This window comes from Photobacterium rosenbergii, from assembly GCF_003026455.1.
In the GTDB taxonomy this organism is placed as follows: domain Bacteria; phylum Pseudomonadota; class Gammaproteobacteria; order Enterobacterales; family Vibrionaceae; genus Photobacterium; species Photobacterium rosenbergii.
In genome coordinates this window covers 1-21,560 of sequence record NZ_PYMB01000009.1, presented here as the reverse complement: position 1 = coordinate 21,560, position 21,560 = coordinate 1, and the positions used below count along the sequence as shown (strand labels likewise).

General features: G+C 50.0%; 14 protein-coding genes. 7 read left to right on the top strand and 7 right to left on the bottom strand.

The window, feature by feature from the left end:
• Nucleotides 1-2: 2 nt before the first annotated feature.
• Together C9J01_RS17435 and C9J01_RS17430 are read right to left on the bottom strand one after the other, a co-directional pair.
• Entirely contained in the window at nt 3-977 is a 975-nt protein-coding gene (locus C9J01_RS17435) for a ParB/RepB/Spo0J family partition protein (protein WP_107299417.1), read from the bottom strand.
• 7 nt (nt 978-984) lie between these two features.
• Nucleotides 985-2,199 (bottom strand): AAA family ATPase, encoded by a 1,215-nt coding sequence (locus tag C9J01_RS17430; protein WP_107299416.1) that lies wholly within the window; start codon nt 2,197-2,199, stop codon nt 985-987.
• 1,336 nt (nt 2,200-3,535) lie between these two features.
• Here C9J01_RS17430 and C9J01_RS17425 point away from each other — a divergent pair.
• From C9J01_RS17425 to C9J01_RS17405, 5 genes are all read left to right on the top strand, one after another.
• On the top strand, nt 3,536-5,536 hold the full coding sequence (locus tag C9J01_RS17425; RefSeq protein WP_107299415.1) for a replication initiator protein RctB domain-containing protein: 2,001 nt from the start codon (nt 3,536-3,538) through the stop codon (nt 5,534-5,536).
• Between the two features lie 118 nt (nt 5,537-5,654).
• The gene (locus tag C9J01_RS17420) at nt 5,655-7,937 is read left to right on the top strand and encodes a patatin-like phospholipase family protein (protein ID WP_107299414.1); all 2,283 of its coding nucleotides are present in this window, start codon (nt 5,655-5,657) and stop codon (nt 7,935-7,937) included.
• A gap of 515 nt (nt 7,938-8,452) precedes the next feature.
• Entirely contained in the window at nt 8,453-9,424 is a 972-nt protein-coding gene (locus C9J01_RS17415) for an efflux RND transporter periplasmic adaptor subunit (protein ID WP_107299538.1), read from the top strand.
• The gene (locus tag C9J01_RS17410) at nt 9,424-12,519 is read left to right on the top strand and encodes an efflux RND transporter permease subunit (protein WP_107299413.1); all 3,096 of its coding nucleotides are present in this window, start codon (nt 9,424-9,426) and stop codon (nt 12,517-12,519) included. Before C9J01_RS17415 ends, C9J01_RS17410 begins: the two co-directional genes overlap by 1 nt.
• 141 nt (nt 12,520-12,660) lie before the next feature.
• Complete coding sequence (locus C9J01_RS17405; protein WP_107299412.1) at nt 12,661-13,005, top strand: hypothetical protein; 345 nt, start codon at nt 12,661-12,663, stop codon at nt 13,003-13,005.
• 99 nt (nt 13,006-13,104) lie between these two features.
• On the opposite strand, the gene C9J01_RS17400 is transcribed toward C9J01_RS17405, so the two are convergent.
• Entirely contained in the window at nt 13,105-14,337 is a 1,233-nt protein-coding gene (locus tag C9J01_RS17400; RefSeq protein WP_107299411.1) for a serine/threonine protein kinase, read from the bottom strand.
• Between the two features lie 361 nt (nt 14,338-14,698).
• Between C9J01_RS17400 and C9J01_RS17395 the strand changes: the two genes are divergently transcribed.
• Nucleotides 14,699-15,613, top strand: a complete 915-nt coding sequence (locus C9J01_RS17395) for a helix-turn-helix domain-containing protein (RefSeq protein ID WP_107299410.1) — start codon at nt 14,699-14,701, stop codon at nt 15,611-15,613.
• A 61-nt stretch (nt 15,614-15,674) separates the two neighbouring features.
• Here the strand turns inward: C9J01_RS17395 and C9J01_RS17390 are convergent, their stop codons facing one another.
• The 3 genes from C9J01_RS17390 to C9J01_RS17380 all read right to left on the bottom strand — a co-directional run bounded on the left by C9J01_RS17390 (nt 15,675) and on the right by C9J01_RS17380 (nt 19,685).
• Nucleotides 15,675-17,135 carry a sodium:solute symporter family protein gene (locus tag C9J01_RS17390; RefSeq protein ID WP_107299409.1) on the bottom strand — a complete coding sequence of 487 codons (1,461 nt, stop codon included), beginning with the start codon at nt 17,133-17,135 and terminating at the stop codon, nt 15,675-15,677.
• Nucleotides 17,136-17,144: 9 nt separating this feature from the next.
• A complete protein-coding gene (locus C9J01_RS17385) occupies nt 17,145-18,080 on the bottom strand; it encodes a DMT family transporter (protein WP_107299408.1) in 936 nt (311 codons plus the stop codon).
• 387 nt (nt 18,081-18,467) lie between these two features.
• The gene (locus tag C9J01_RS17380; RefSeq protein ID WP_107299407.1) at nt 18,468-19,685 is read right to left on the bottom strand and encodes an MFS transporter; all 1,218 of its coding nucleotides are present in this window, start codon (nt 19,683-19,685) and stop codon (nt 18,468-18,470) included.
• A gap of 231 nt (nt 19,686-19,916) precedes the next feature.
• On the opposite strand from C9J01_RS17380, the gene C9J01_RS17375 reads away from it, so the two are divergent.
• Nucleotides 19,917-20,798 (top strand): LysR family transcriptional regulator, encoded by an 882-nt coding sequence (locus C9J01_RS17375; protein WP_107299406.1) that lies wholly within the window; start codon nt 19,917-19,919, stop codon nt 20,796-20,798.
• A 76-nt stretch (nt 20,799-20,874) separates the two neighbouring features.
• Here the strand turns inward: C9J01_RS17375 and C9J01_RS17370 are convergent, their stop codons facing one another.
• Nucleotides 20,875-21,474 (bottom strand): TetR/AcrR family transcriptional regulator, encoded by a 600-nt coding sequence (locus C9J01_RS17370; protein WP_107299405.1) that lies wholly within the window; start codon nt 21,472-21,474, stop codon nt 20,875-20,877.
• Nucleotides 21,475-21,560: the final 86 nt, after the last annotated feature.

The following is a 21,560-nucleotide window of genomic DNA, read 5'->3' as shown; positions in this document are numbered from 1 at the left end:
CATTACTTCAGGTAATCAGCCAGGTAAGAAAGGATTTCATCAGCCTGGCGTTCAGTCAGCTTCTTCAATTTAAGTTGAAGTTTATCGCCGTCACGCAGGTAGCTGATTTTCCCTTTGATCAAATCTTGAGGCTTCGGCTTCTCTACTTCGACTTTAGGCTGCAGCGTTTCACCGATCTGCTCAAGTTTGCCGGTCACTTCGCGGGTAATACGAGTAATGCCTGAGGCATCAATACTTTTCCACATCGCCTCATCACCGGATGAGATCTCGCTGACAAACAACTTTTGCTGATCCGTGCTAAGGCCGAAGAATAAACGGTGCAATTTGACGATAGTCGGACGACCAAGTTCACCGACACTTGGGTAAGCCATCAAAAGCTCCATTGGCAATGAAGCCGCTTTCAACGCACCACTGACTAAGGCTTCGCTGCACTGGCAATATTTTGCCAATTCTTTTTGATCAGCGACTTTGCCAGCATCAAGCAACGCCTGCATTTCCTTCCCGCGCTCAAAAAGCGATAAAGGTTTATGTGCATTTGCTACATCTGACAAGAACTTAGCATGTTCGCTGTTAATCCCTTTACCGACATAGATAAGGAAATCTTTCTCGGCCAGGATACACGACATGCGACGGCGGCTACCGTCAAGGACTTCAATCCGGCCATCATCAAGCCAACGGCCCACTGCAGGGTATTGTTGACCGCGATCTTTGAGCGTATTAAGAATATCAGCCAGTGCATGTTCGTTCAGGAAGGCCTGCTCACGGGCATTTTCAGCAAAAACACGTGTTTTTTCAGCGACCTGATTGGCCTGGATTTTAACCAATTCAAACGCAACGGTTTCCTCGCCAGCAACTGCCAGCTCAATCACCGACGCCTTGTCGCGGGCGGCGGTCTGGGCTTCCGTTGGCGTAGTTGCTCGCCGCTTGTCCGCTTTGCCGAACAAGCGCGCATTCAGATCTTTGGTTTTAATCGCCATCCGTTAATTACTCCCGGTTCAGGTTAGCCCAGTGAGAGTGCATTACACGCTCTAACTCAAGGCCAACACGTTGGATCGCTTCTTGCGCTGTCGAAAGGGTCTTCTTACCCCCTTCAAATTCGGCTGCCGTTAGGTCGAACACAGTGCTGTAGGTATCGGCACAAGTCTCGAAAGCACGGCTACGCGGTACCGTTGCCATCATGACTTGATCTCGAAGCAGGTAATTCATTTCGGTCAGTACCGATACCTGCTTTTTGTTGTCATCCTCAAACATAGTTGGCATCAGGCGGATAAACTCCAAACCATGCCAATCTTCGGGGAACATCTCATAAACTGTCGGTAAATGCTGGAAAAAGTTAACCGTTGAGGCCCAGTCAAGACGCTTGGCTGCACATGGAATGATCAAGGCATTAGAGGCATACATAGCGTTCCAAACCAATGGATCAATGTGCGGGCCGGTATCAATCATGATGATATCGAACTCGTCAGCAATCGGGTCGATCACTTTTTCTTTGAGCAAACGAACGATATTCAAGTCTTGGTTTTCTGCAAGATCCTGCCATGCATCAGCATTAAACATGGCATCTTCAGGGAACGCTGCAATGGTTTTCAAGTTAGGGTACTGGGTAGGCATGACAACATTCCCCATCAGGAATTCTTTGTCAATATCCTGCCCCTCCGGCACATTTTCCAACATCACATCGACTGCAGAATAGATAGTTTCCTGATCACCGACACTGATCTGCGGGTTAAGGAATAGACGCAATGACCCCTGAGGATCCAAGTCAATCAAGCAGATACGGTATCGCTTATCCAAATCAAGCGCCAAACACGCAGCAAGGTGAACAGCTGTCATTGACTTGCCCGTACCACCTTTCTGGTTCTGGACATTAACAATCCATGGTTTACGGCCAGCACCTTCACGTTCGTAAAAAGCAGGCTTTTTGGTCGCTTCCATCAACTGATGGGCTTCTTCCAGGCTAATGGAATAGTGGTTGGCATTATTTTTGGTAAATTGATGGCCATTGGCTTCCATGCGAGAAATCGCATCATCAAGTTTACGACGGGTGAGGCCAGAACGACTTTCCATCAATGCCTTCGACATTGGGGGAAACGCTTCTTCACGGCGCTCTTCCAATACAATCTCAATACGGTCCGCCTGGACCTGCTTCGTCTGCTCGGCGATATTGAGCAAATTGTCTATGGTTTGTTCCCTGTTCATTGTCTTTATTCACCTTGAAACATTTTGTTTTATTGTACAGCAAAAAAACACCAAAACAATAAAAAGCTGAACAACACCATGTGATATTTATCTCAGCATAAAGCTTTAACAAGAGCAAAAAACCGACGTTTCCCATTAAATTTTTATCTTAAATCGAGGGTGATTAACTTGAAATACCTGACAAAATAAAAGTGTTACAGCGTCACTATTTTACAATGTAAATCCACTTTTGGGAGATATTTACCGGAAGCGTGATAATTAATGGCTATTTTACGGAGGGTGCCAGTTTGATTACATTTCATACCAAAACCCGATGATGACGGTTAACTTGGGAAACCGACCCAAAAGAGGATGAAATCACTCAATTTCATCATGATCATATAATCCACCTTATCGAGACACAAAACGATCAGCATGAAATTGCTCAATCTCATGATCTTACTTAAAACCAATCCGCATACTCTTGATCATCGTTCCTTGCTGACATGCCAGATCACGAAGCATGATCAAGGAAAAAGATATCAATATAATGTTGCTGACAACGAGACAGAAGGATCGGAAAAATGATCAAGTGGATGGGGGTGTAAATCGGTGACTCTGAACAAGGCCCCGAAAGCATGGAAAATCACGGACAATTTACGGTGAGTGTAGGTCTGATAAGGGTTTAGCGCATAAATATCCACTGAGTCGAGAACCAAATCGCCTGTAAATCGGCACTTTAGTTCAAAATTGAAATGCATAACCAAAATCTTGATCATCTTTCCACGCCGGACACATGTTAAAAGCTAAGTAGAATACGGAAAGTGTCAAATCAACTTTGGTCAAAATAGCGCCTCCAATACAAACTAATATCGCTTGATAGAGTTGAAAGCCGCTCGAAAGACACAACCATGATCATTTTTCCGGCTTCAAAAAGCCCGAATTGCCAGTCCAAACCGCGCTTGGAACCGCTAAACCTTGTTTTTATACCCAGAGATAAAGAATCGGCTGTGGATAACCTGTGTGAACACCATGATCATGCTTTCAAATCGATGATGATCATGCTTACAGTTTGATGATGATCATATTTCCAACCCTTGTTTGATCATCGTTTCAGGAAAGCGTTGATCATTTTTCCAGAATCCTTATGATCATGCTTTCGATCGGGTGATTTTTTATTGTTTTATATTTCATGAGGTTACGAGCAATTAGTCAGCCAGATCATAAGATCACTTAATCAATAAGATCAAAATAATCAAAAAGATCAGTTTAAAAAAAGCCAATAAAAGAGCTTTCTTTCTTGTTTTATTTCTATTAATCTTTTACGGAAAAATGATGCATCTACGGCTAATGACAAATGAACTCCGCGCTTTCAGCTAACAATAAGAATACTGACAAGATATTGATCCCCGCTCCACGATCCCACAAAGACGGTCATTTGTTTTCGATCCCGGCGAATTTGATCGACTGGCTTCCGCAGTACCAACACTTCAAAGGTGTCACCAAAAGTATCATTGAGTTGTTGAATTTAATTTCATTGCGTGGCCTGTCGAGCCATGACGGAATGGTTTCAACAACAGAATTAGTGGAAGCCACAGAAGGCCAGCTGACCCGGGCAGCGATCCAGCAGCGCTTGCGGGCTGCGGTCAATATTGGCTTGTTTAAACAACAACCTGTTAGGTTCGAAGAGGGCCTGGCGGGTAAAACCATGTTGCATCATTTCATCAACCCAGCGATGCTGATCTCTCAGCTTGGTACTGGCAGCCTGAATTCAGAACAATCCAAGGCGAAAGAAAAACAAAAGCGCTCGAAAGCTTTGGCTCAAAACCATGTTAATCGGCAATTGCTGAGCGAGCATGGTTTGGGTACGCCCCCAACCATGCCTGACGAAGCGGATCAAATTGTGATCTCCCCCACCAGCTGGGCAGGGATCATTGACCAGGCTCTAGCCCCACCTCGGACCAAGAAAAGCTACCAGAAATCAATGGTGGCAATCAGCGGTACCAAGGCGATCATTGAAACACGATCTTCAAAGTCGATCATGACTGTCGATGATCTGATGACATTATTTGCCTTGTTCACACTGACGGTCCAATACCATGATCATCACATTGCGGACTATGAAATCCAGTCGCGCAATATGGGTAATAAAACCCCGGTATACATCACTGATATTCTGGCCTTGCGTGGTAAGAAAGACAGTGGTCCTGCTCGCGATTCAATTCGTGAAAGTATTGATCGAATTGAATTTACAGATTTCCAGCTACACGAATTGACTGGTCGCTGGATGAGCGAGAATATGCCGGAAGGCTTCAAGAGTGACCGGTTCCGTTTCCTTGCCCGTACTATCACGGCTTCTGAGGAAGCTCCGAAGGAAGGGGATGACGGTGAGATCCGGATCAAACCGAATCTTTATATCTTGGTATGGGAACCTTCGTTCTTCGACGAGCTACTGACTCGGGATTATTTCTTCCTGTTCCCGCCAGAAATCTTGCGTCAGCATACCCTGGTCTTCCAGTTGTATTCCTTCTTCCGGAGCCGGATGTCACGTCGTCTCAATGACTCGATGATGCTCAGCGAACTAAACCAGAAATTGGCACGTAACATCGAGTGGCGTCGCTTTTCATCAGACTTGATCCGTGAACTTCGCAAGCTGGCGGATGATAAGATCACCGATCACGTGTTTGCGGTTAACCTTTGGGGTTACCACTTAACCATTACGCCGCATGAGGAAGGTAAGCGCTACTGCGATTACCAAATTGATATCCGCTGTGATGTCGATGAAGTGATCCGTTTCTCACGGGCAAAAACCACCAACGAGGGCAAGCGGACCATGGCACCGACCATGCCGAACCCGCTGCGTAATGAAATTTTGCCTAAGCAGGAGCTTGATCAGCTTTCCGAGATCATTGACGGCGAATTTGAGCCTATCCAACGTAAAGAAAGTCGCCCGAAGGGCCGTTTGGGGCGCCGAGTGAAGCTGCGTAAGCACCTGGTAGAGATCAATGCTGATGAGTTGACGATTACCCTGTCTAAATATACCTCCTCAGAGGCCCTGCAACGCAGTATAACGGCGTTATCAGCGATGAGTGGACATTCTGTTGCCTCGATCAGCGAAGAGTGTCACGGCTTGTTGGAGAAGCTTGACTGGCTTAAGGTAAGCGGAGAGGTAGTCCCATACGAAACATTGAGCAAAACTATCGAGTTGTACAACAGCCAACATGACGAAGGCCACCTATCGATAGAACGGCTGATATCGGGGCTGGCTGTAAGGCGCAAAGTCTGCAAGCTGGTGTTCGAAGGCCATATCAACGAACAAGTGATGAATGCACTGGATGATATTGCCCGCGGTAGTTAAGTTCGCGCATTGAATAACAAAAAAATCCGGTCAGCTTTTGCTGGCCGGATTTTTTTATGCCTCTTGTTCAGTTAACTTGGGTATATTATTGCTATTAATCCAACCATTAGGATATGTCATGGAGTGGCTGAAAATATGTCGGCACCGGCAGGGCGGGGTGCTGCTCGCATTGATCGGTGTGTTCGCGGGAACCTTCAATGCGGTTGCGGATGATTCCCGTCCGCAGATCGGGCTGGTGCTCAGCGGAGGCGGCGCTAAGGGGGCTGCTCATATTGGGGTGTTATCGGTACTTGAGGAGAACCGGATCCCTGTTGATGTGATCACCGGCACCAGTATGGGGGCTTACGTTGGTGGCATGTATGCAATGGGCTTATCGGCCCAGGAGGTCAGGCGCAAAACGATGTCTGCGGATTGGCTGAGTGGCTATGAGGATCGTGTTGGCCGGAATGACCTGGAACTCAGGCGCAAGCAGCAAAATGACAATTACCAAATCTATACCGATATCGGGATAGATCTAAAAGGGAACTACCAATCTAAACCGGGCGCCTTCCAGGGGCAGGGGATGGCAACCTTGTTGGGCAACCTCACCGACAACCTACCGGATTTGGCAAGTTTTGATCAGCTGGCGATCCCATATCGCGCAGTAGCAACGGATATCGTGAACGTAAAACCGGTTGTGCTGGACAGTGGTCATCTGGCAACGGCTATGCAGGCATCGATGACTGTCCCTGGAGCTTTGCAGCCGGTACGGATTGATAACCGGATCTTGGTTGATGGTGGGATCGTTAATAATATGCCGGTCGATGCGGCCAAGGCCTTAGGGGCCGAGACTATTATCGCGGTCGATCTTCGTGATGCGTTGTTTGAAGAGCAACAGCTCAACAGTGCGTTCAATATCATCGGTCAGCTGACCACTTTTATGACCAACACCAGTTCCGACCAGCAAATGGCGCTGATGGGGGAGGGGGATGTTTACCTCCAGCCAGATGTCTCTTTCATGCTGGCACCTGATTTCGACAAAATGGAGCAGGCCTATGTTGCCGGGCGCAAAGTCGCCTTGGATGCGCTGCCCGAACTCAAGCGCTATCAGTTGTCCGAGTCGGACTATCAAGCCTACCTACGTGAAAAACTCGACCGCCGTGCCCAGGTGCAGGCAAGCCCGGCGTACTACATTGACCGGATTGAAGTTGTCAATCATACCCGGCGATCTGATCAGGCCCTGCTTGAGGTTATGGATCTCGATGCTGGCCGGGTGATCGCCAATCATGAGATGGATGATGCGGTGAAAAGGCTCAACAGGCAGGATGTGTTTGAGCGGATCACTTATCAAATTGAGCAACAGGATGATGAGAATGTCTTGGTGATGGATGTTCGCGAGAAGTCCTGGGGGCCGGGATACCTCAACCTCAAGTTTGCCTTCGAGGACGATTTTGCCAATCGGTCTGATTTTGCCTTCGGTACCCAATATATCTACACCAACCTCACCGACAAAGGGGGCGAGTGGCAGTTTGAATGGCAACTGGGCAGCTGGAAGAAGATCGACACCAGTTTTTATTTCCCGCTCGACTACCAGAAAAATAGCTATACCTCGTTTGGCGTGAACTGGAACCGTGAAGTACGCGAGTTTATTTTGTCCGAAGAGCAGGCGGATCTTATTGGCCGGGAGCCGGGCAGTAGCGCTGAAACCGAATACAGCGTCTACAGCGGTTATGCCGAACTGGGGTGGAACCTCCAGCCGTGGAGTTCTCTGGCTGTAGGCTACCGGGGCGGAACCGGTGAGGTAAAAGAAATCAACGTCAGCAATAGCCAGGACTACTCTGTCCATGGGCCATATGTTTCATTTGTCTATGATGATCTGGACAACTTGTTTTTCCCCCGTGAAGGGGTGATGTTCATGACTGAGTTCGGGCTGGGTTCGAGCCGTAGCTCTGTCAACGACCAAGACACCATATCGAGCGACAGTGTGTATGGCCAGCTTAAACTGATCAAGCCGCTGAGCCATGACAGGCACAGCCTTGTGACTACGTTCCAAGCCGGTGGATATGACGGTGATGACCTGTTACCTGTCTATGTGCAGGATTTGGGAGGCTTGTTCAACCTATCTGGCTACCACCGCTATGAACTCAACGGTCGCTACAAGTTGTTCGGGGCGTTGGTCTATAGCTACCGCCTGCTGGATAATAACTTTGGCGCCGTGTCGATACCCGTGTATCTCGGAGGCTCATTGGAACGTGGCGGGGTGTGGGATGATCAGTCGGATATCGATTTTGACTCCAGTTTAACTGCCGGCAGCTTGTTCCTTGGACTGGATACCCCTGTCGGACCGGTTTATCTCGCCTATGGCATGGCAGAAGACGGGCAGAATTCCTTTTACCTATCGTTAGGGACCACCTTTGATTAAAAATACATCACTTAATTCAGCTAAATAGGTATGGCTGGTGGGTGTTGCTCCCTGAAATACCGGTTTATGCCTTGAAGGTTTCATCAAAAGTGGAACCATTACCTCATAGGTAAACATTGCTTTGTTATTCCTGACATTTTCCTGACATCAGCACGCCGTGCTGGGGCAAAATGAAAATCGGATATAACCTTTGTCCCTTTCGAGAGTTAGGTTTTCACTGGTAAGGATACTGGGATTTCCTAGTCACCCTCTCGGAATGCAATATATGAGTTATTTTGCGAGCCATCGACCGGCTCGCTTTTTTTTGCCTGCTATTCCTCGTTAAAACCGGCCAATTTGCGCCGACCTCAATCTCCCTTTCTATACTGACTATATCAGCTGTAATTCTCCCCCCCTCAGAAGGATACTGCGTGCGATTGAAAGGGACTCTGATCAGTTTATTGCTTCTCGTTGTGCTGGCGGGCGCCATCACCTACAAAGAATATTCCTCGTCCGGGGCGACTGCTAGCCGTTCGATGCCTACCCCGAGTGTAGTGGTAGCCGAAGTGGAGAAAAAATTGGTCCGGCGTGAAGTCGAAGCGCTTGGCACCGTGAAATCCCGTGAGTCGGTGGTGCTTACGGCCAAGGTGACTGAAAAAGTGGACCGGGTGCTGTTTGAAGATGGCCAGTCGATTTCCCGTGGGCAATTGCTGGTCACGCTCAATGCCGACGAGCAGCAGGCCAAGGTACGGGCCGCCAAAGCCAACCTCAAGGAGCAGCAACGCGAATACAAGCGGATCGAAGGCTTGGTCAAACGCAACACTATTGCCCGCTCCGAGCTTGATGCCATCTATACCGACATCGAGGTTGCCCGGGCCGTGCTGGCACAAAACGAGGCCGAGTTAGCAGCCCGTTATATCCATGCCCCGTTCTCCGGTGTATTGGGTTTTCGCCAAATCAGTCCCGGTGCACTAGTGACGCCGGGGGCGGTGATCACCACCTTGGATGATATTGCTACCGTAAAACTCGATTTCTCCATTCCCGAAGCCTTCCTCGGGCTGGTATCCCAAGGTGCGGTGATCGAAGCCAGTGCAGCAGCCTATCCTGATGAAACCTTCAAAGGCCAGGTCGCCAGTATCGACAGCCGCATCAATCCACAGACTCGGGCCATAGTGATCCGGGCAGATATTGCCAATCCGGACTTGCGGCTGCGGCCCGGTATGTTGATGACCTTGTCTTTGATTGTTGGCGAGCACCAGGGGTTGGTGGTACCGGAGGAAGCCCTGGTGTCCCGCCAGCAGCAACATTTCTTGTTTGTGGTGGGAGAGGAAGGGGCCGTTGAGCAGCGCGAAGTCGAACTGGGTTTTCGTCGCCGGGGTGAAGCAGAGGTCGTGACCGGTATCCGTGAGGGTGAGCAGGTGATCACCCGTGGGACCCAGCGGGTGAGGCCGGGGCAAAAAGTGGAAGTCCGCGAACAGGAGCGCTTCACCTATCGGGAGGCGGGCTGATGTGGTTATCGGACATTTCAGTTACCCGGCCGGTGCTGGGCTCGGTGATCAGCCTATTGCTGGTGGTGTTTGGGTTAGTAGCATTCGACAGGTTGCCGCTGCGGGAATACCCGGATATCGACCCGCCAGTGGTGAATATTTCCACCAGCTATCGCGGCGCGTCGGCAGCGATTGTCGAAACGCGGATCACCCAATTGGTGGAGGATAGGATCGCCGGACTGGAAGGGATCCGCTCGATTAGTTCGCGAAGTCGCGATGGCCGATCCAGTGTAACCCTGGAGTTTTCCATTGGCCGTGATATCGATGCGGCTGCCAATGACGTCCGTGACCGCATTGCTGGCATTCTCAATAACTTGCCTGATGAAGCGGACCCGCCTGAAGTACAGAAAGCGGCAGCCAGTTCAGAAGTGATCATGTGGCTCAATCTAGTGTCTGATCGGATGGATACGCTGCAGCTGACAGATTATGCCCGCCGCTATCTGGTCGATCGTTTTTCGGTGATCGATGGCGTAGCGGGGATCCGGCTTGGTGGGGGTAAGTCCTATGCGTTGAGGATCTGGATCGACCGCCAGAAACTGGCAGCAAGGGGCCTGACGGTGACAGATATCGAAGATGCCCTGCGCGATGACAATATCGAGCTGCCAGCCGGATCAGTGGAATCCGAAAGCCGTCAATTTACGGTGCGAACCCAGCGTAGCTTTATTTCCCCGGAGGACTTCGTGCGCCTGGTGGTGGGTACGGGAGATGATGGTTATCTGATCCGTCTTGGAGACGTAGCTGAAGTTGAGCTGGCCGCAGAAGAAGAGCGGATCACCTTCCGCGGTAACACCCAAGATATGATTGGCCTCGGGATCACCCGTCAGTCGAAGGCCAATACCCTAGAAGTGGCCCGGGCAGCCAATGCTTTGGTTGACCAGCTTAACCCCACGTTACCGCCGGGTATGGAAATCAAACGCTCCTATGATTCATCGGTATTTATCCAGGCCTCGATTGATGAGGTCTACAAGACCCTGATGATCGCCCTTAGTCTGGTGGTTGTGGTGATTTACCTGTTTCTTGGCAGCGTTCGCGCCATGTTGATCCCTGCCTTGACCTTGCCGGTATCGTTAATTGGTGCTTTCACGGTGCTTTATGCCCTTGGTTTTACCCTCAACCTGCTGACTTTGCTGGCATTAATTTTGGCTATCGGGATTGTGGTCGATGATGCCATTGTGATGCTGGAGAACATCCACCGAAGGATCAGTACCGGTGAGCCGCCGCTCAAGGCGGCATATCTCGGGGCGAAACAGGTCAGTTTTGCCATCATTGCGACAACAGTGGTGCTGGTTGCTGTCTTCCTGCCCATTGGGTTCCTCGAGGGGGACTTGGGCAAACTGTTCCGGGAGTTCTCGATTGCTATCAGCGCGGCAGTCATCCTCTCCTCGTTGGTAGCGTTGACACTTAGCCCGATGATGGCTTCGAAACTGATGCAGCCCGTTGAGCAGGAACGCGGTCTGGTAAGGTTCATCAGCCGGGCTATGGCGGCCTTGACAGCCAACTATAAGTCCATGCTTTCCAGTGCTATCCAACGTCCTGTACGGGTCATCGTGGTGCTGTTGGCAGTACTGGCAACCTGTGGTTGGCTGCAGCATAAACTGCCGTCTGAATTTGCCCCGCGCGAAGACAGGGGGGCGATGTTTATCATCATCAATGGCCCACAGGGGGCAAGCTTTGATTTTATCCAACCCTACATGGATGAGGTGGAGCACCGCTTGATGCCTTTGGTGGAATCAGGCGAAATTAAACGGTTATTGATCCGAGCGCCGCGAGGTTGGGGGCGTGTTGCCGACTTCTCCAATGGCTTTGCCATTGTGGTACTTGAAGATTGGGCAAAACGGCGTCCTGCAGGGGCCATTATTGGCGATATCCGTAAGCGGCTGGGGGATTTGGCTGGGATCACGGCTTTTCCAGTGATGAGGCAGCCGTTTGGCCGTGGGGTCGGTAAGCCGGTACAATTCGTGCTGGGGGGCGGCAGTTATGAAGAACTGGCGCAATGGCGGGATATCTTGCTTGACGCTGCTGCCAGTAACGCCAATATCGTCGGGCTGGATCATGACTATAAGGAAACCAAGCCGCAGCTTAGGATCGTTATTGATCGTGACCGGGCTGGCGATCTCGGTGTCTCGTTGAAGTCAATTGGCCAGACACTTGAGTCGATGCTCGGCTCCCGTCAGGTAACAACCTACACCTGGCGCGGTGAAGAATACGATGTGGTGATTGAAGGCCAGCGCGAGCGGCAGAATACTGCGGCAGACTTGGCCAACCTGTATGTCCGGGCCGAGCAGGCCGACGAGTTGGTTCCGCTTTCAAGCCTGATCAGTGTCGATGAGTATGCCGGGGCGCCGCAGCTCAATCGCTATAACCGGGTACGGGCGATCACCCTTGAGGCTAATCTTGCTGAGGGCTATACCTTGGGTGAAGCCCTTGGTTACCTCAATGGTTTGGTTGAGGAGTTGCTACCCACTGACGCCGTGGTCAATTACAAGGGCGCTTCCAAGGATTATCAGGACTCCAGCACCTCGATTGTGTTCATCTTTGCCCTGGCGCTGCTGGTGGTCTTTTTGGTGTTGGCAGCACAGTTTGAGAGTTATATCCACCCATTGATCATCATGCTTACCGTCCCGCTGGCCACCCTTGGGGCCTTGCTCGGGCTCTATTTCACCGACCAGACCCTCAACATTTATTCGCAAATCGGGCTTATCATGCTGATCGGCCTGTCAGCAAAAAACGGCATATTGATTGTCGAATTCGCCAACCAACTGCGCGATCAGGGGATGGCGTTTGATGAAGCCTTACTGGAGGCAGCTTCCGAGCGACTGCGGCCAATACTGATGACGGCGATTACCACCATTGCAGGTGCAGTGCCCCTGATTCTGGCGACGGGAGCGGGGGCTGAAAACCGGATTGTGATTGGTATTGTTGTGCTATGTGGTATCACTGTGGCGACCCTGTTTACCTTGGTGGTGATCCCTGTGATGTACCGCTTGCTGGCCCGCCATACCCAGAGTCCAGAGTTTGTCTCGCGTCAGTTGGCGCAGCAGATGGAGGAAAGCTGAGTAGGAGGCGTGGGAAATAGATTAGAAAGCCTCGAATTCATCAAGAAAAGTGCTCTTTTATACTGAATTTGAGGCTGTTGATACGACAATCTCGCATGATTTCGTTACTATCACAGCAAGACTTATTCTGGTGATATTGATATGAAAATTTCTGTTGATGGCGGCTCGTTCAAAGTCGCGATTGAAACTGAATTCGACGGGCTTACAGATGAAGCCGTTGCAATCTACAGTGAAACCTTAGAGCAGGCAAAAACCAACGACAAGACGATTTTACGCCTTTTGCAAATCATCCTCGAGCACCGTGACACCGATGAGGCTATCGGCTACGCCGTTTTGGGCCTGCTCGGTTGGTACCACGCCAACATCAACCCGGTTGAAGATCAGGACATCGAGCTAAACTTGCCGAAAATCCTTCCGCATCTGATCAACCCGGCGGGTGATTTGACCGCAACCAGTGCCAGCGAGGGCAGCACTTTCTTGCATTGATTCTTGTGTTGATAGGTTTTGTGTCGCTCTGACATTGAATCACACAAAGAAAAGCCTGGCGATATTACCGCCAGGCTTTTTGTTTGGGGGTTAGATTGATTAGTATTCCCAATGCTCGATACTGTGGGCGCCAAAGAATTGGTTTTCAAAGTAATCTTCGCAGGTACCTTCTCGCCAAACATCGGCGGTTGCACAGTGGAGACCGCCACCAAAGGCATACGCATCACGCAGGTCGACAGGAATGACCTCAAAGCCAAGCTTGTCGAACTGTTCCATCTGAGGATGCTCAGAGGCTTCAACACATACTGTTTTATGATCAAGGATCAAGGTATTCATTGATAGCCAGGTACTTGAGTAACAAAGTGGTGGTGGGTTATCCCAAGCTGGTGCTACGGCTTCAACAATCTCCCAACCGTTCTTCTCGAAGATATCACGCTGGCCTTTAAATAGTGGGCGGTGTGGGTTGAGTAACATCAATCCAGGGCGTAATGGGCAGAAAGTCGCATCAATATGGATTGGATGGTTGTCCTCAAAGCTGAGGGTATGCACGCGGTATCCCTGTGGCTCGTATTTGCGTTTAATCCAACGTATCCCTGCCAAGTTTGTTGTCAGCCCGTGCTGGACAAAAATATCTTTGCCCAAACGCATGACATCCGCCGCATCGAAAAGAATATCATGTTCGTTGGTGCTGTACTCCTTACGCAGGGAGCGCGCCATGGTCTCTTCATCGGATAAATATTCATATGCGGCAACGTAGTCCATTCGGAAACTTTCATCGGCTAGGCGGGGACGTGGGGCCTGTTCGATTATACAGTTAGGGTCTGACTCGAAGTATTCACGCAATAGGTCTACGTAGGCCAAATATTCGAAGTAGCGGCTCCGGAAGCTCATCGGTGCCATCAAAATGCTTTTGCCCATGGTGAGCAAGCAATCGCGTGGTGGCATACAACCGAATCCGGAGCTGATAGTGAAGTCCGGCGTGGTAATGCGTTGATGCCAATCCACCGCTCCCGGGCGGTCAACAATGATCCCGCGATCTTCCAGAGTTTTGGCAAAGCCATTGAGGCACTCATTGGCACGGTCTATGGTTTCCTGGGTTCGGCGCCCAGCTTTACTGCCACGCATCGGGGAGTCTGCGGGGATTTTTTCATTACTAGCTGGGCAGGCTTCAGGGATATGTTGGTTATCGGCGATACCGACAATGACATGGCGGAGTGGGTCAAAATCATTATGGGACTCTACGTGCAAGCCTTCTCGGACATAGGGTACGCCTGATTCTTTCCTCTCTAGGGGCTGAGATGCATTTGGGTATAGATCATTGGAAACACTCATGACAAACACTCCACAAAATAAACTGATTAATGATGTTGGTTGAATAACACTGTGTTGCTATCCATGAGCTCTATTTTGCGAAAATAATGGTTTTCTAATAGCCGAAAAATGCCGAAAACTGGTGTTTTTCTGCTGGATTAATTTTAGGTAAATAGCGATGAAATTCCTGTCACTCAAAAAGAATAATTATCCGCAAATATTGATTTAATTGGATTTGAGGTCTGGGTTTTAATTATTTATATATCGAATTAACTATATTTTTGCTATTGGTTGGGGGTATATCACGATTTGGTATTCGTGGGCTGGAGATTTATGAAAACGGTGGTAAACATAGCTACTACTGTCAAGGGAGGTGAAGGCCATGTGTCCACGGGTTATTGCCAATACTCCGAAGTTTCTGATGTTTGACCTGCAGAAAGTCAATGAAACTGAGCATATGATATTCGGCGCCGACTATATTTTGGTTGCGCCACGTACCGCTGGGTGTACCTTGCACCTTGCATCGACTCAGTACAAGCTGAAGGTCGGCCAGTTAGTGTTATTGGCACCCTTCAACCCTTTCCGCCTATCTTTGTTCTCGTCCGGCGGGCAGGGGAGAGCAGATTGTGACGTGTTGCATTTTAGGTTAAATGCATTGGGCCAGACTTTTGTTGATAGTGTCCAGTTCAAACCCATTAAACAGATGCTGGATGATTCCCGCAGTGGACTATTGTTTGAGGACCGGCAAAATGAAGCTATTCGGCAATATATCGAGCCGATGCAAAATACGTTCGACTTTATTCAAGTGCTGAACTTACTTGGACTACTGAACCATTTAGCTGTTAAGCAACCTATCCAACGCTTAATTAACAATTGCGTTGAAATATCCAATTCTAAGCGGGCTGAAGATAGGGTGCAGTTGGCCCTTAAATATATTGATCAGCATTTAGGGGATCCCATATCGGTTGCCAAGGTGGCCGATCAGCTCCATATGGCAGACAGCACATTTTCCCGTTTCTTCCACGCCAATATGGGTATCACCTTCCGCCAGTATTTAATTGAGCAGCGGGTGAGACAGGCTGCCCGATATTTGGTGACAACGGATTGGAGTATTTCCCATATTGGTACGGAAGTTGGGTTTTCATCATTATCTAACTTTAACGCTAAATTTAAAGGGTTGCTTAAGGCGACCCCGCGAGAATACCGGGCCAAACATATTGATATGAGAAAAGGGATTGATACTTCACGCTCTGTGGAAGGCCAAGTGACCAAACAGTTTTTCGATAATGTTTGCTGATTGGAGAGGAAAACGGGAAAACGCAAAAACGTAATGATGCGTTTTCCCTCTCAGTATCTGCCTACCTTGGCCGGAGAATGTGCGCAGGGTGTTGGCGCTGAGAAACGAGTGATACAAACCAGTAGCTACCGCAGGCCAGGAATGAGGCATATAGCGGAGCTTCTACCCACCCTAGGTTGAATTTCCAAAACAGAAGGCAGCCAGAGAAGAAGCCGACCAATATTGAGGTGAGTGCGGCGTATATATTGGTTTTTACCACCTGTGCCAGCAGTGTGGGAGCGACTAATGCCGCCATCAAGGTGCCGGAGCCCAGGATAGCCAGCATTGATAACATAAAGGGTGGTGCCACCAGCATCAGCAGGAATCCGGTCAAGCCCAACAGAATAACCGCTAGCCGGTTAAGCCTCAGAAGTTGGCGGTGGTTGAGGGTACATTTGGGCCAAACGGCCTGCCTTAGATCGTGGGAGACGGCACTGGCGATGGCATGCAGCACCGAGTTGGCGGTGGACTTCATTGCAAACAGGATAAACAAGGTAACAATCGCTGACACCGCTGGGGATAGAAATAGCATCAGGAATGTCGGCATGGCCTCATCCGGGGTGGCCAAGTGGGGGACCTTGATTTTGACATACAGCCCTGCGAGGGGGACGAGGCTAAGTAAGCAGGCTATAGGGGTCATATAAGCGGCGACATGGTGGAGCTTGGTCGTCTTAGCCAGAGCCATAAACCTAATAGACATATAGGGAAGAGTGGCGCTGTAGATGAATGCATAAGGCAAGACCAAAAACACATGCCAAACGGAAGTGCCGTAGGGGCCAGAGTCCGTTGGGGCAAGCAAGCTCGGGTCAATAGCATTGAGCCCTTCAAGCAACTGGCTGGGTGACAGGTCTGCAAATATGGTGACCACAATAATCAAAGCCGAGACACACATGCCGATAACCATAAAACAATCGGTAAAGGCAACGGCTGCCAGGCCTCCAATCGAGGTATACAGAATAATAATTGCCACCATTAGCAATGAGGCTGATGTTACATCAATTCCCAACCATTGACCGGCAAGAAGCCCCAGGGCTTTGATTTGCCCAACGAGGAAAACCAATAGCAGTAATACTGTGATGATTGCGGTAATGGCTTGGGTGAGCCGCTTGATTGATTCAGGGCCATCATGGCTGCAGGCAATGTACTCTGGGATGGTCAGGCTCCCAATTTTGCTCGCACGCCGATGTAAGAAACGAGCACAGAACAACACGGCAAAAACCATTGCCGGAGCGAAGAAAAAATTACCCAGCAGCTCAACGGCACCGTATTTATAGGCCACGCCCGGTGAGCCCATAAATCCCCAGCCAGAAAAGCCGGTAGCGACGATGGTCGCCGCCCCGACGAAAGGGCCTAGGGTGTTAGCGGCCAGTAAGAAGCCGCCTTCACCATTACCTTTTCGGACAATTTTATCGCTGTAGAGTGCGAGCCCGGCCATCACAATGACGGTGATTAGCAAAAGACTCCAGTTTAGCCAGGCATCCATGTTCGCCTCCTAGTGTTCAAATTGCGCGTGTTTGGGTAGCTGTTGTTTTTTCCTCATGCCGATGACCACTTCTCCCATCCCGCCACCAATGACGAGCAGTCCCCCGATAGCTTGAAGCAGTGTGAGCGACTCACTGAACAGCAAGATCCCGATACCGGCACCTACGACGGTTTCTAGATAGGAGACACATGCCAACTCCGCGGCCTTTAGGTGTTTTGCAGCAATTGTGAGCAAGGAAAGGGCACCAAAGCCGATGAAGAAGCCCATCGCAATCAACCAAACCCAAGAGGAGGTATCCATCTCTGCTAGCGAAGGCGGGCTGATGAAGAAGTAGACACCGATTGCCACGGCACCAAACAGGAAGTTGAAGAACGAACGCACATCTGAACTGACGTCAGCACGGTAGCGGCTCAGGAATAAATACAGGCCGTACCCGACACCTGATGCAAGCCCGAGCATGTCGCCGATAAAGGTTTCCCTTGAGAAAGATAGGGTGATTATCAAGCCGGACTGGCTGTCATAACTGATGATGCCGATAACAAAAAGGCAGCCGATGAAAACGGCAGTAAGAAGCATCGCAGTCAGCCGTGATATTTTCTCTTTGAGGAAGATAGCTGCGAGAATGGTTGAAAACACCGGGCCAGAGTAAATCAGAAATACCGCATTGGCCAAGGTGGTGTATTGCGTTGCCGATACATACGCTGCAAGGCAAAGGCCAAGGCATGCGCCACTGGCAATAACACTTGGGGTTAACTTGGTCGAGGAAAGTAAAGGTACTTTCCGTTTGTACAACAAAATAGCCAAAATACAGATAGCACCGACTGTCATTCGGGTAAATGCAATGACGTCTCCGGAGGTGTTGATATTACGGGCAAATAAGCCAACAAACCCCATCAGCGTCGCCGAGACGATCATGGTGCTATATCCTAGCGTCTTCGTATTCATGTTCACTCCTTGGAGCTATGCTGGTGGTGGGACGGCTCTAAGTTGCCTCCTCCTGTCCATTCCAGGTAGCCAAAAATTATTGTGACAATGATACAAAGCGTCACCATCGCAATAATGAAGGCATCAGTGGACCAGTACCCCGTTAGCATGCTCTTTCCCCTTATCTTGAAATGGAAGTACTCGATATATCGCCGGCAGATATATACAGATCACTCAATATATTGCCGTCAGGCAGGTAATAAACTAGTTAAAAGCTGCTGCAAAACTGCTGATTGCTGCCCTTGGCGGATTGGTGTGATGTCGGTTGAACAATGCGGGAAAAGCAAAAAGCCTGACGGCAGTGCCGTCAGGCTTTTGGGTGTTGAGTGTTAAGGCTTGAAGTGTGCTTTAAACCACTTGGGTCGTATTGGTCACAACCTTGTTGTTTGGCTCGACTTCGTTGCTCAATGCTCTCTTGTCTAAGCGACCGCTTAGGCGGGTTAGCAGCAAGGCAACAATCACAATTGCAGCGCCGGCCCAAGGGGTATGCATCAGTCCAGCTTCGGCGACGATGTGGCCGCCACCCCATGAACCTAGGGCAATACCGATGTTGAAGGCCGCGATGTTTAGGCCAGAAGCGACATCGACTGCATCCGGGCTGACTTTCTCAGCTAGTTTTACCACGTAGACCTGCAAACCCGGTACGTTACCGAAGGCGAAGGCACCCCATACCAAGATTGTCGCAACAGCAGCAATCGGGTTGTAAGCGGTCACATTGAACACCAACAGAGTTACCGCTAGGCCGGTGAAAATAATGGTCAGGGCTTTGATTGGGCCCATCTTGTCAGCCATCTTACCGCCCCAGATGTTACCGATAGCCACGGATACACCGTATACCAGCATGATCAGGCCAATCGCACCGGAGTTGAAACCAGACACATCTTCCAAGATAGGTGCCAGATAGGTAAAGGCAGTGAAGGTACCGCCGTAACCTAGCGCAGTGATGGCATATACCAGCAGCAGGCGAGGCTGGGTCAACACTTTAAGCTGTGACGATAGCTTGGCCGCTGGTGGCTGCTTGAGGTTGCCTGGGACCAAAAATGCACTACCAATCAGGGCAATCAAGCCAAGCAGAGCAACAATCAAGAAGGTTGCCTGCCAACCAAAGGTTTGGCCGATATAGGTACCTAGTGGTACACCGGTTACCAGGGCCACAGTTAGGCCGGTAAACATGATGGCAATCGCACTGGCGGCTTTCTCTTTCGATACCAGGCCGGTTGCGATAGTCGAGCCAATGGAGAAGAACACCCCATGGGCCAGACCGGTCAGGATACGTGCCAATACCAGAGTGTTATACCCCGGGGCCTGCCATGCCAGCAGGTTACCGGCAACAAATAGGCTCATGACTGATAGCAGGACAACCTTGCGGTTCCATTTACCGGTTAAGGCGGTTAATACTGGGGCGCCTACGGCAACACCCAGGGCATACAAACTGACTAGCAGGCCGGCAGAAGGTAGTGAAACATTAAGGTCGGCTGCCATGGTTGGGATCAAGCCCACGATGACGAATTCTGTGGTTCCGATAGCAAAGGCGCTTAGCGTCAATGCCAATAGTGCTAAAGGCATAGTCTTTCTCTCTATTGATGTAATCAAACCGCCGCTACAACCCTGCTTTTAGGTTTCAAGCTTTAAGGTCTCAAGGTTTTCAGCTTTATCGCTAACCCTTCGCGGCACTCTCTTTGTTGGCAGGCATTATTCAAAAAAATGCTATTGCTAAAAACAGCACCTTTTACAAATGATTTTTGCTATAAATGAAAAAATGCAAAGGTGATAAAAGACGTTGAAAGGAAAAGTGCCATGCTAACGCGCTCTGATGATTTGGAAATTTTACTGACCGTGGTCGATAGCGGCGGTTTCTCTGCCGCTGCTGAGGCATTGGACATCCAGGTTGCACGGGTCTCAAGGGCCGTCAGTAAGGTCGAGAAACAACTTGGCGTGTCTATTCTCAACCGCACCACCCGTAGGGTCGAGCTGACCGATGAAGGACGGCAGTTTATCGAGGCGGTGAGGACAGGCCTGCAGCATATCCAACAGGCCGAAGAAGACATCATGCAGCGGGGAGAGTTGCCAAAGGGGAGGCTGAGGGTAGATGCAGCCAGCCCCTTTGTATTCCACCAGCTTGTCCCGTTGATCCAGCCATTCAAAGTCGCTTATCCCGAGATAGAGCTTGAGCTGACATCCAATGAAGGTTTCGTTGATTTGTTGGAAAAGCGAACCGATGTGGCGATCCGTATCGGCAAGCTAGATGATTCCACCTTGCATGCCCGGCCACTTGGCAGGAGTCCGCTGTATATTGTCGCTGCGCCGGAATACCTCGCCAAGCGTGGTATCCCCAAGCAGGTCAACGAGTTGCACCAGCACGATTTGATTGGTTTTGCCGGTGCTAAAATTCTCAATCGCTGGCCGCTCAAAGGATTGGAGTCCATCACCCCTTCAATGATCTCAAGCAACGGCGAGACAGTCCGCCAGCTGGTACTGGCCGGTAATGGCATCTCGTGCCTGTCGGGCTTTATGGTCAACAAGGATTTGGAGGAAGGGCGTTTGGTCTCTTTGCTGGAAACAGAAAAACTGGTCAATACCGGCCGCGAGCAGGTCAATGCCGTATTCTATAAATCATCCTCGGTTGCTAGGCGGATCTCGGCCTTTATAGATTTTATCCAGCCGCAATTGACGCTATAGGTGCGTGGTTTGCTGTGAATATCAAAAAGCCAGCACTGGAGGCTGGCTTGATAGGTAATGGCAATAGAGCTATCGCCTAGAACGGATAGTGCTTGAACACATCCTCAATCATTTGCTTGAGGGGAGCGCCATTTTCACCGTCATCCGGGCCGTTGACGCGGGCGTAGGTACGAAGCCCCGAGATCTGGATCTGAATGTGGCGGGCCAGTTGGTGCGGGTCTTTCTCTTTGTCAATCTCACCCATCTCTTGGGCTTCGACGATCAGCTTTTCGAACTCACTCTCCATTTTGCGGAAAGAGCGTTTGGCCTCTTGCAGCAGTTCTTCATGCTCGCCGGTGAGCTCGGCCACCGTTTTGGCCAGCATACACATCCCACTCGGTGCTCCCTGCTGGGTGTTGATCACCAACTGCTCCATGAACAGTTTCAGAGCAGCTATGGGTGAGGCACTATTTGCTCGGCAAGCGGCCAATCTCGCCACCCCTTGTTCGGTGTAATGTTGCAGGGCTTCTTTGAATAGCCCCTCTTTGCTGCCGAAGGCGGCGTAAATGCTGCCGGGACGCATATCTATGACGTCTTGCAGGTTACGCATAGATGTAGCGTGAAACCCTTTTTCCCAATACAGGCTCGTGGCTTTGTCGATGACTTGCTGACGGTCAAATTTTGCATGGTTTGCCATGATGAGTTTCCAGCCTAATAAGTGAACGATAGTTCAATTTTAAGCTGAACATGGACTCAAGTCTAATCTATGTTTATTCCCGAGCC

Bases quoted from the DNA above. Each gene is read 5' to 3' on its own strand.
- C9J01_RS17435 (WP_107299417.1), bottom strand. From the start codon at position 977: ATGGCGATTAAAACCAAAGATCTGAATGCGCGCTTGTTCGGCAAAGCG.
- C9J01_RS17430 (WP_107299416.1), bottom strand. From the start codon at position 2,199: ATGAACAGGGAACAAACCATAGACAATTTGCTCAATATCGCCGAGCAG.
- C9J01_RS17425 (WP_107299415.1), top strand. From the start codon at position 3,536: ATGAACTCCGCGCTTTCAGCTAACAATAAGAATACTGACAAGATATTG.
- C9J01_RS17420 (WP_107299414.1), top strand. From the start codon at position 5,655: ATGGAGTGGCTGAAAATATGTCGGCACCGGCAGGGCGGGGTGCTGCTC.
- C9J01_RS17415 (WP_107299538.1), top strand. From the start codon at position 8,453: ATGCCTACCCCGAGTGTAGTGGTAGCCGAAGTGGAGAAAAAATTGGTC.
- C9J01_RS17410 (WP_107299413.1), top strand. From the start codon at position 9,424: ATGTGGTTATCGGACATTTCAGTTACCCGGCCGGTGCTGGGCTCGGTG.
- C9J01_RS17405 (WP_107299412.1), top strand. From the start codon at position 12,661: ATGAAAATTTCTGTTGATGGCGGCTCGTTCAAAGTCGCGATTGAAACT.
- C9J01_RS17400 (WP_107299411.1), bottom strand. From the start codon at position 14,337: ATGAGTGTTTCCAATGATCTATACCCAAATGCATCTCAGCCCCTAGAG.
- C9J01_RS17395 (WP_107299410.1), top strand. From the start codon at position 14,699: ATGTGTCCACGGGTTATTGCCAATACTCCGAAGTTTCTGATGTTTGAC.
- C9J01_RS17390 (WP_107299409.1), bottom strand. From the start codon at position 17,135: ATGGATGCCTGGCTAAACTGGAGTCTTTTGCTAATCACCGTCATTGTG.
- C9J01_RS17385 (WP_107299408.1), bottom strand. From the start codon at position 18,080: ATGAATACGAAGACGCTAGGATATAGCACCATGATCGTCTCGGCGACG.
- C9J01_RS17380 (WP_107299407.1), bottom strand. From the start codon at position 19,685: ATGCCTTTAGCACTATTGGCATTGACGCTAAGCGCCTTTGCTATCGGA.
- C9J01_RS17375 (WP_107299406.1), top strand. From the start codon at position 19,917: ATGCTAACGCGCTCTGATGATTTGGAAATTTTACTGACCGTGGTCGAT.
- C9J01_RS17370 (WP_107299405.1), bottom strand. From the start codon at position 21,474: ATGGCAAACCATGCAAAATTTGACCGTCAGCAAGTCATCGACAAAGCC.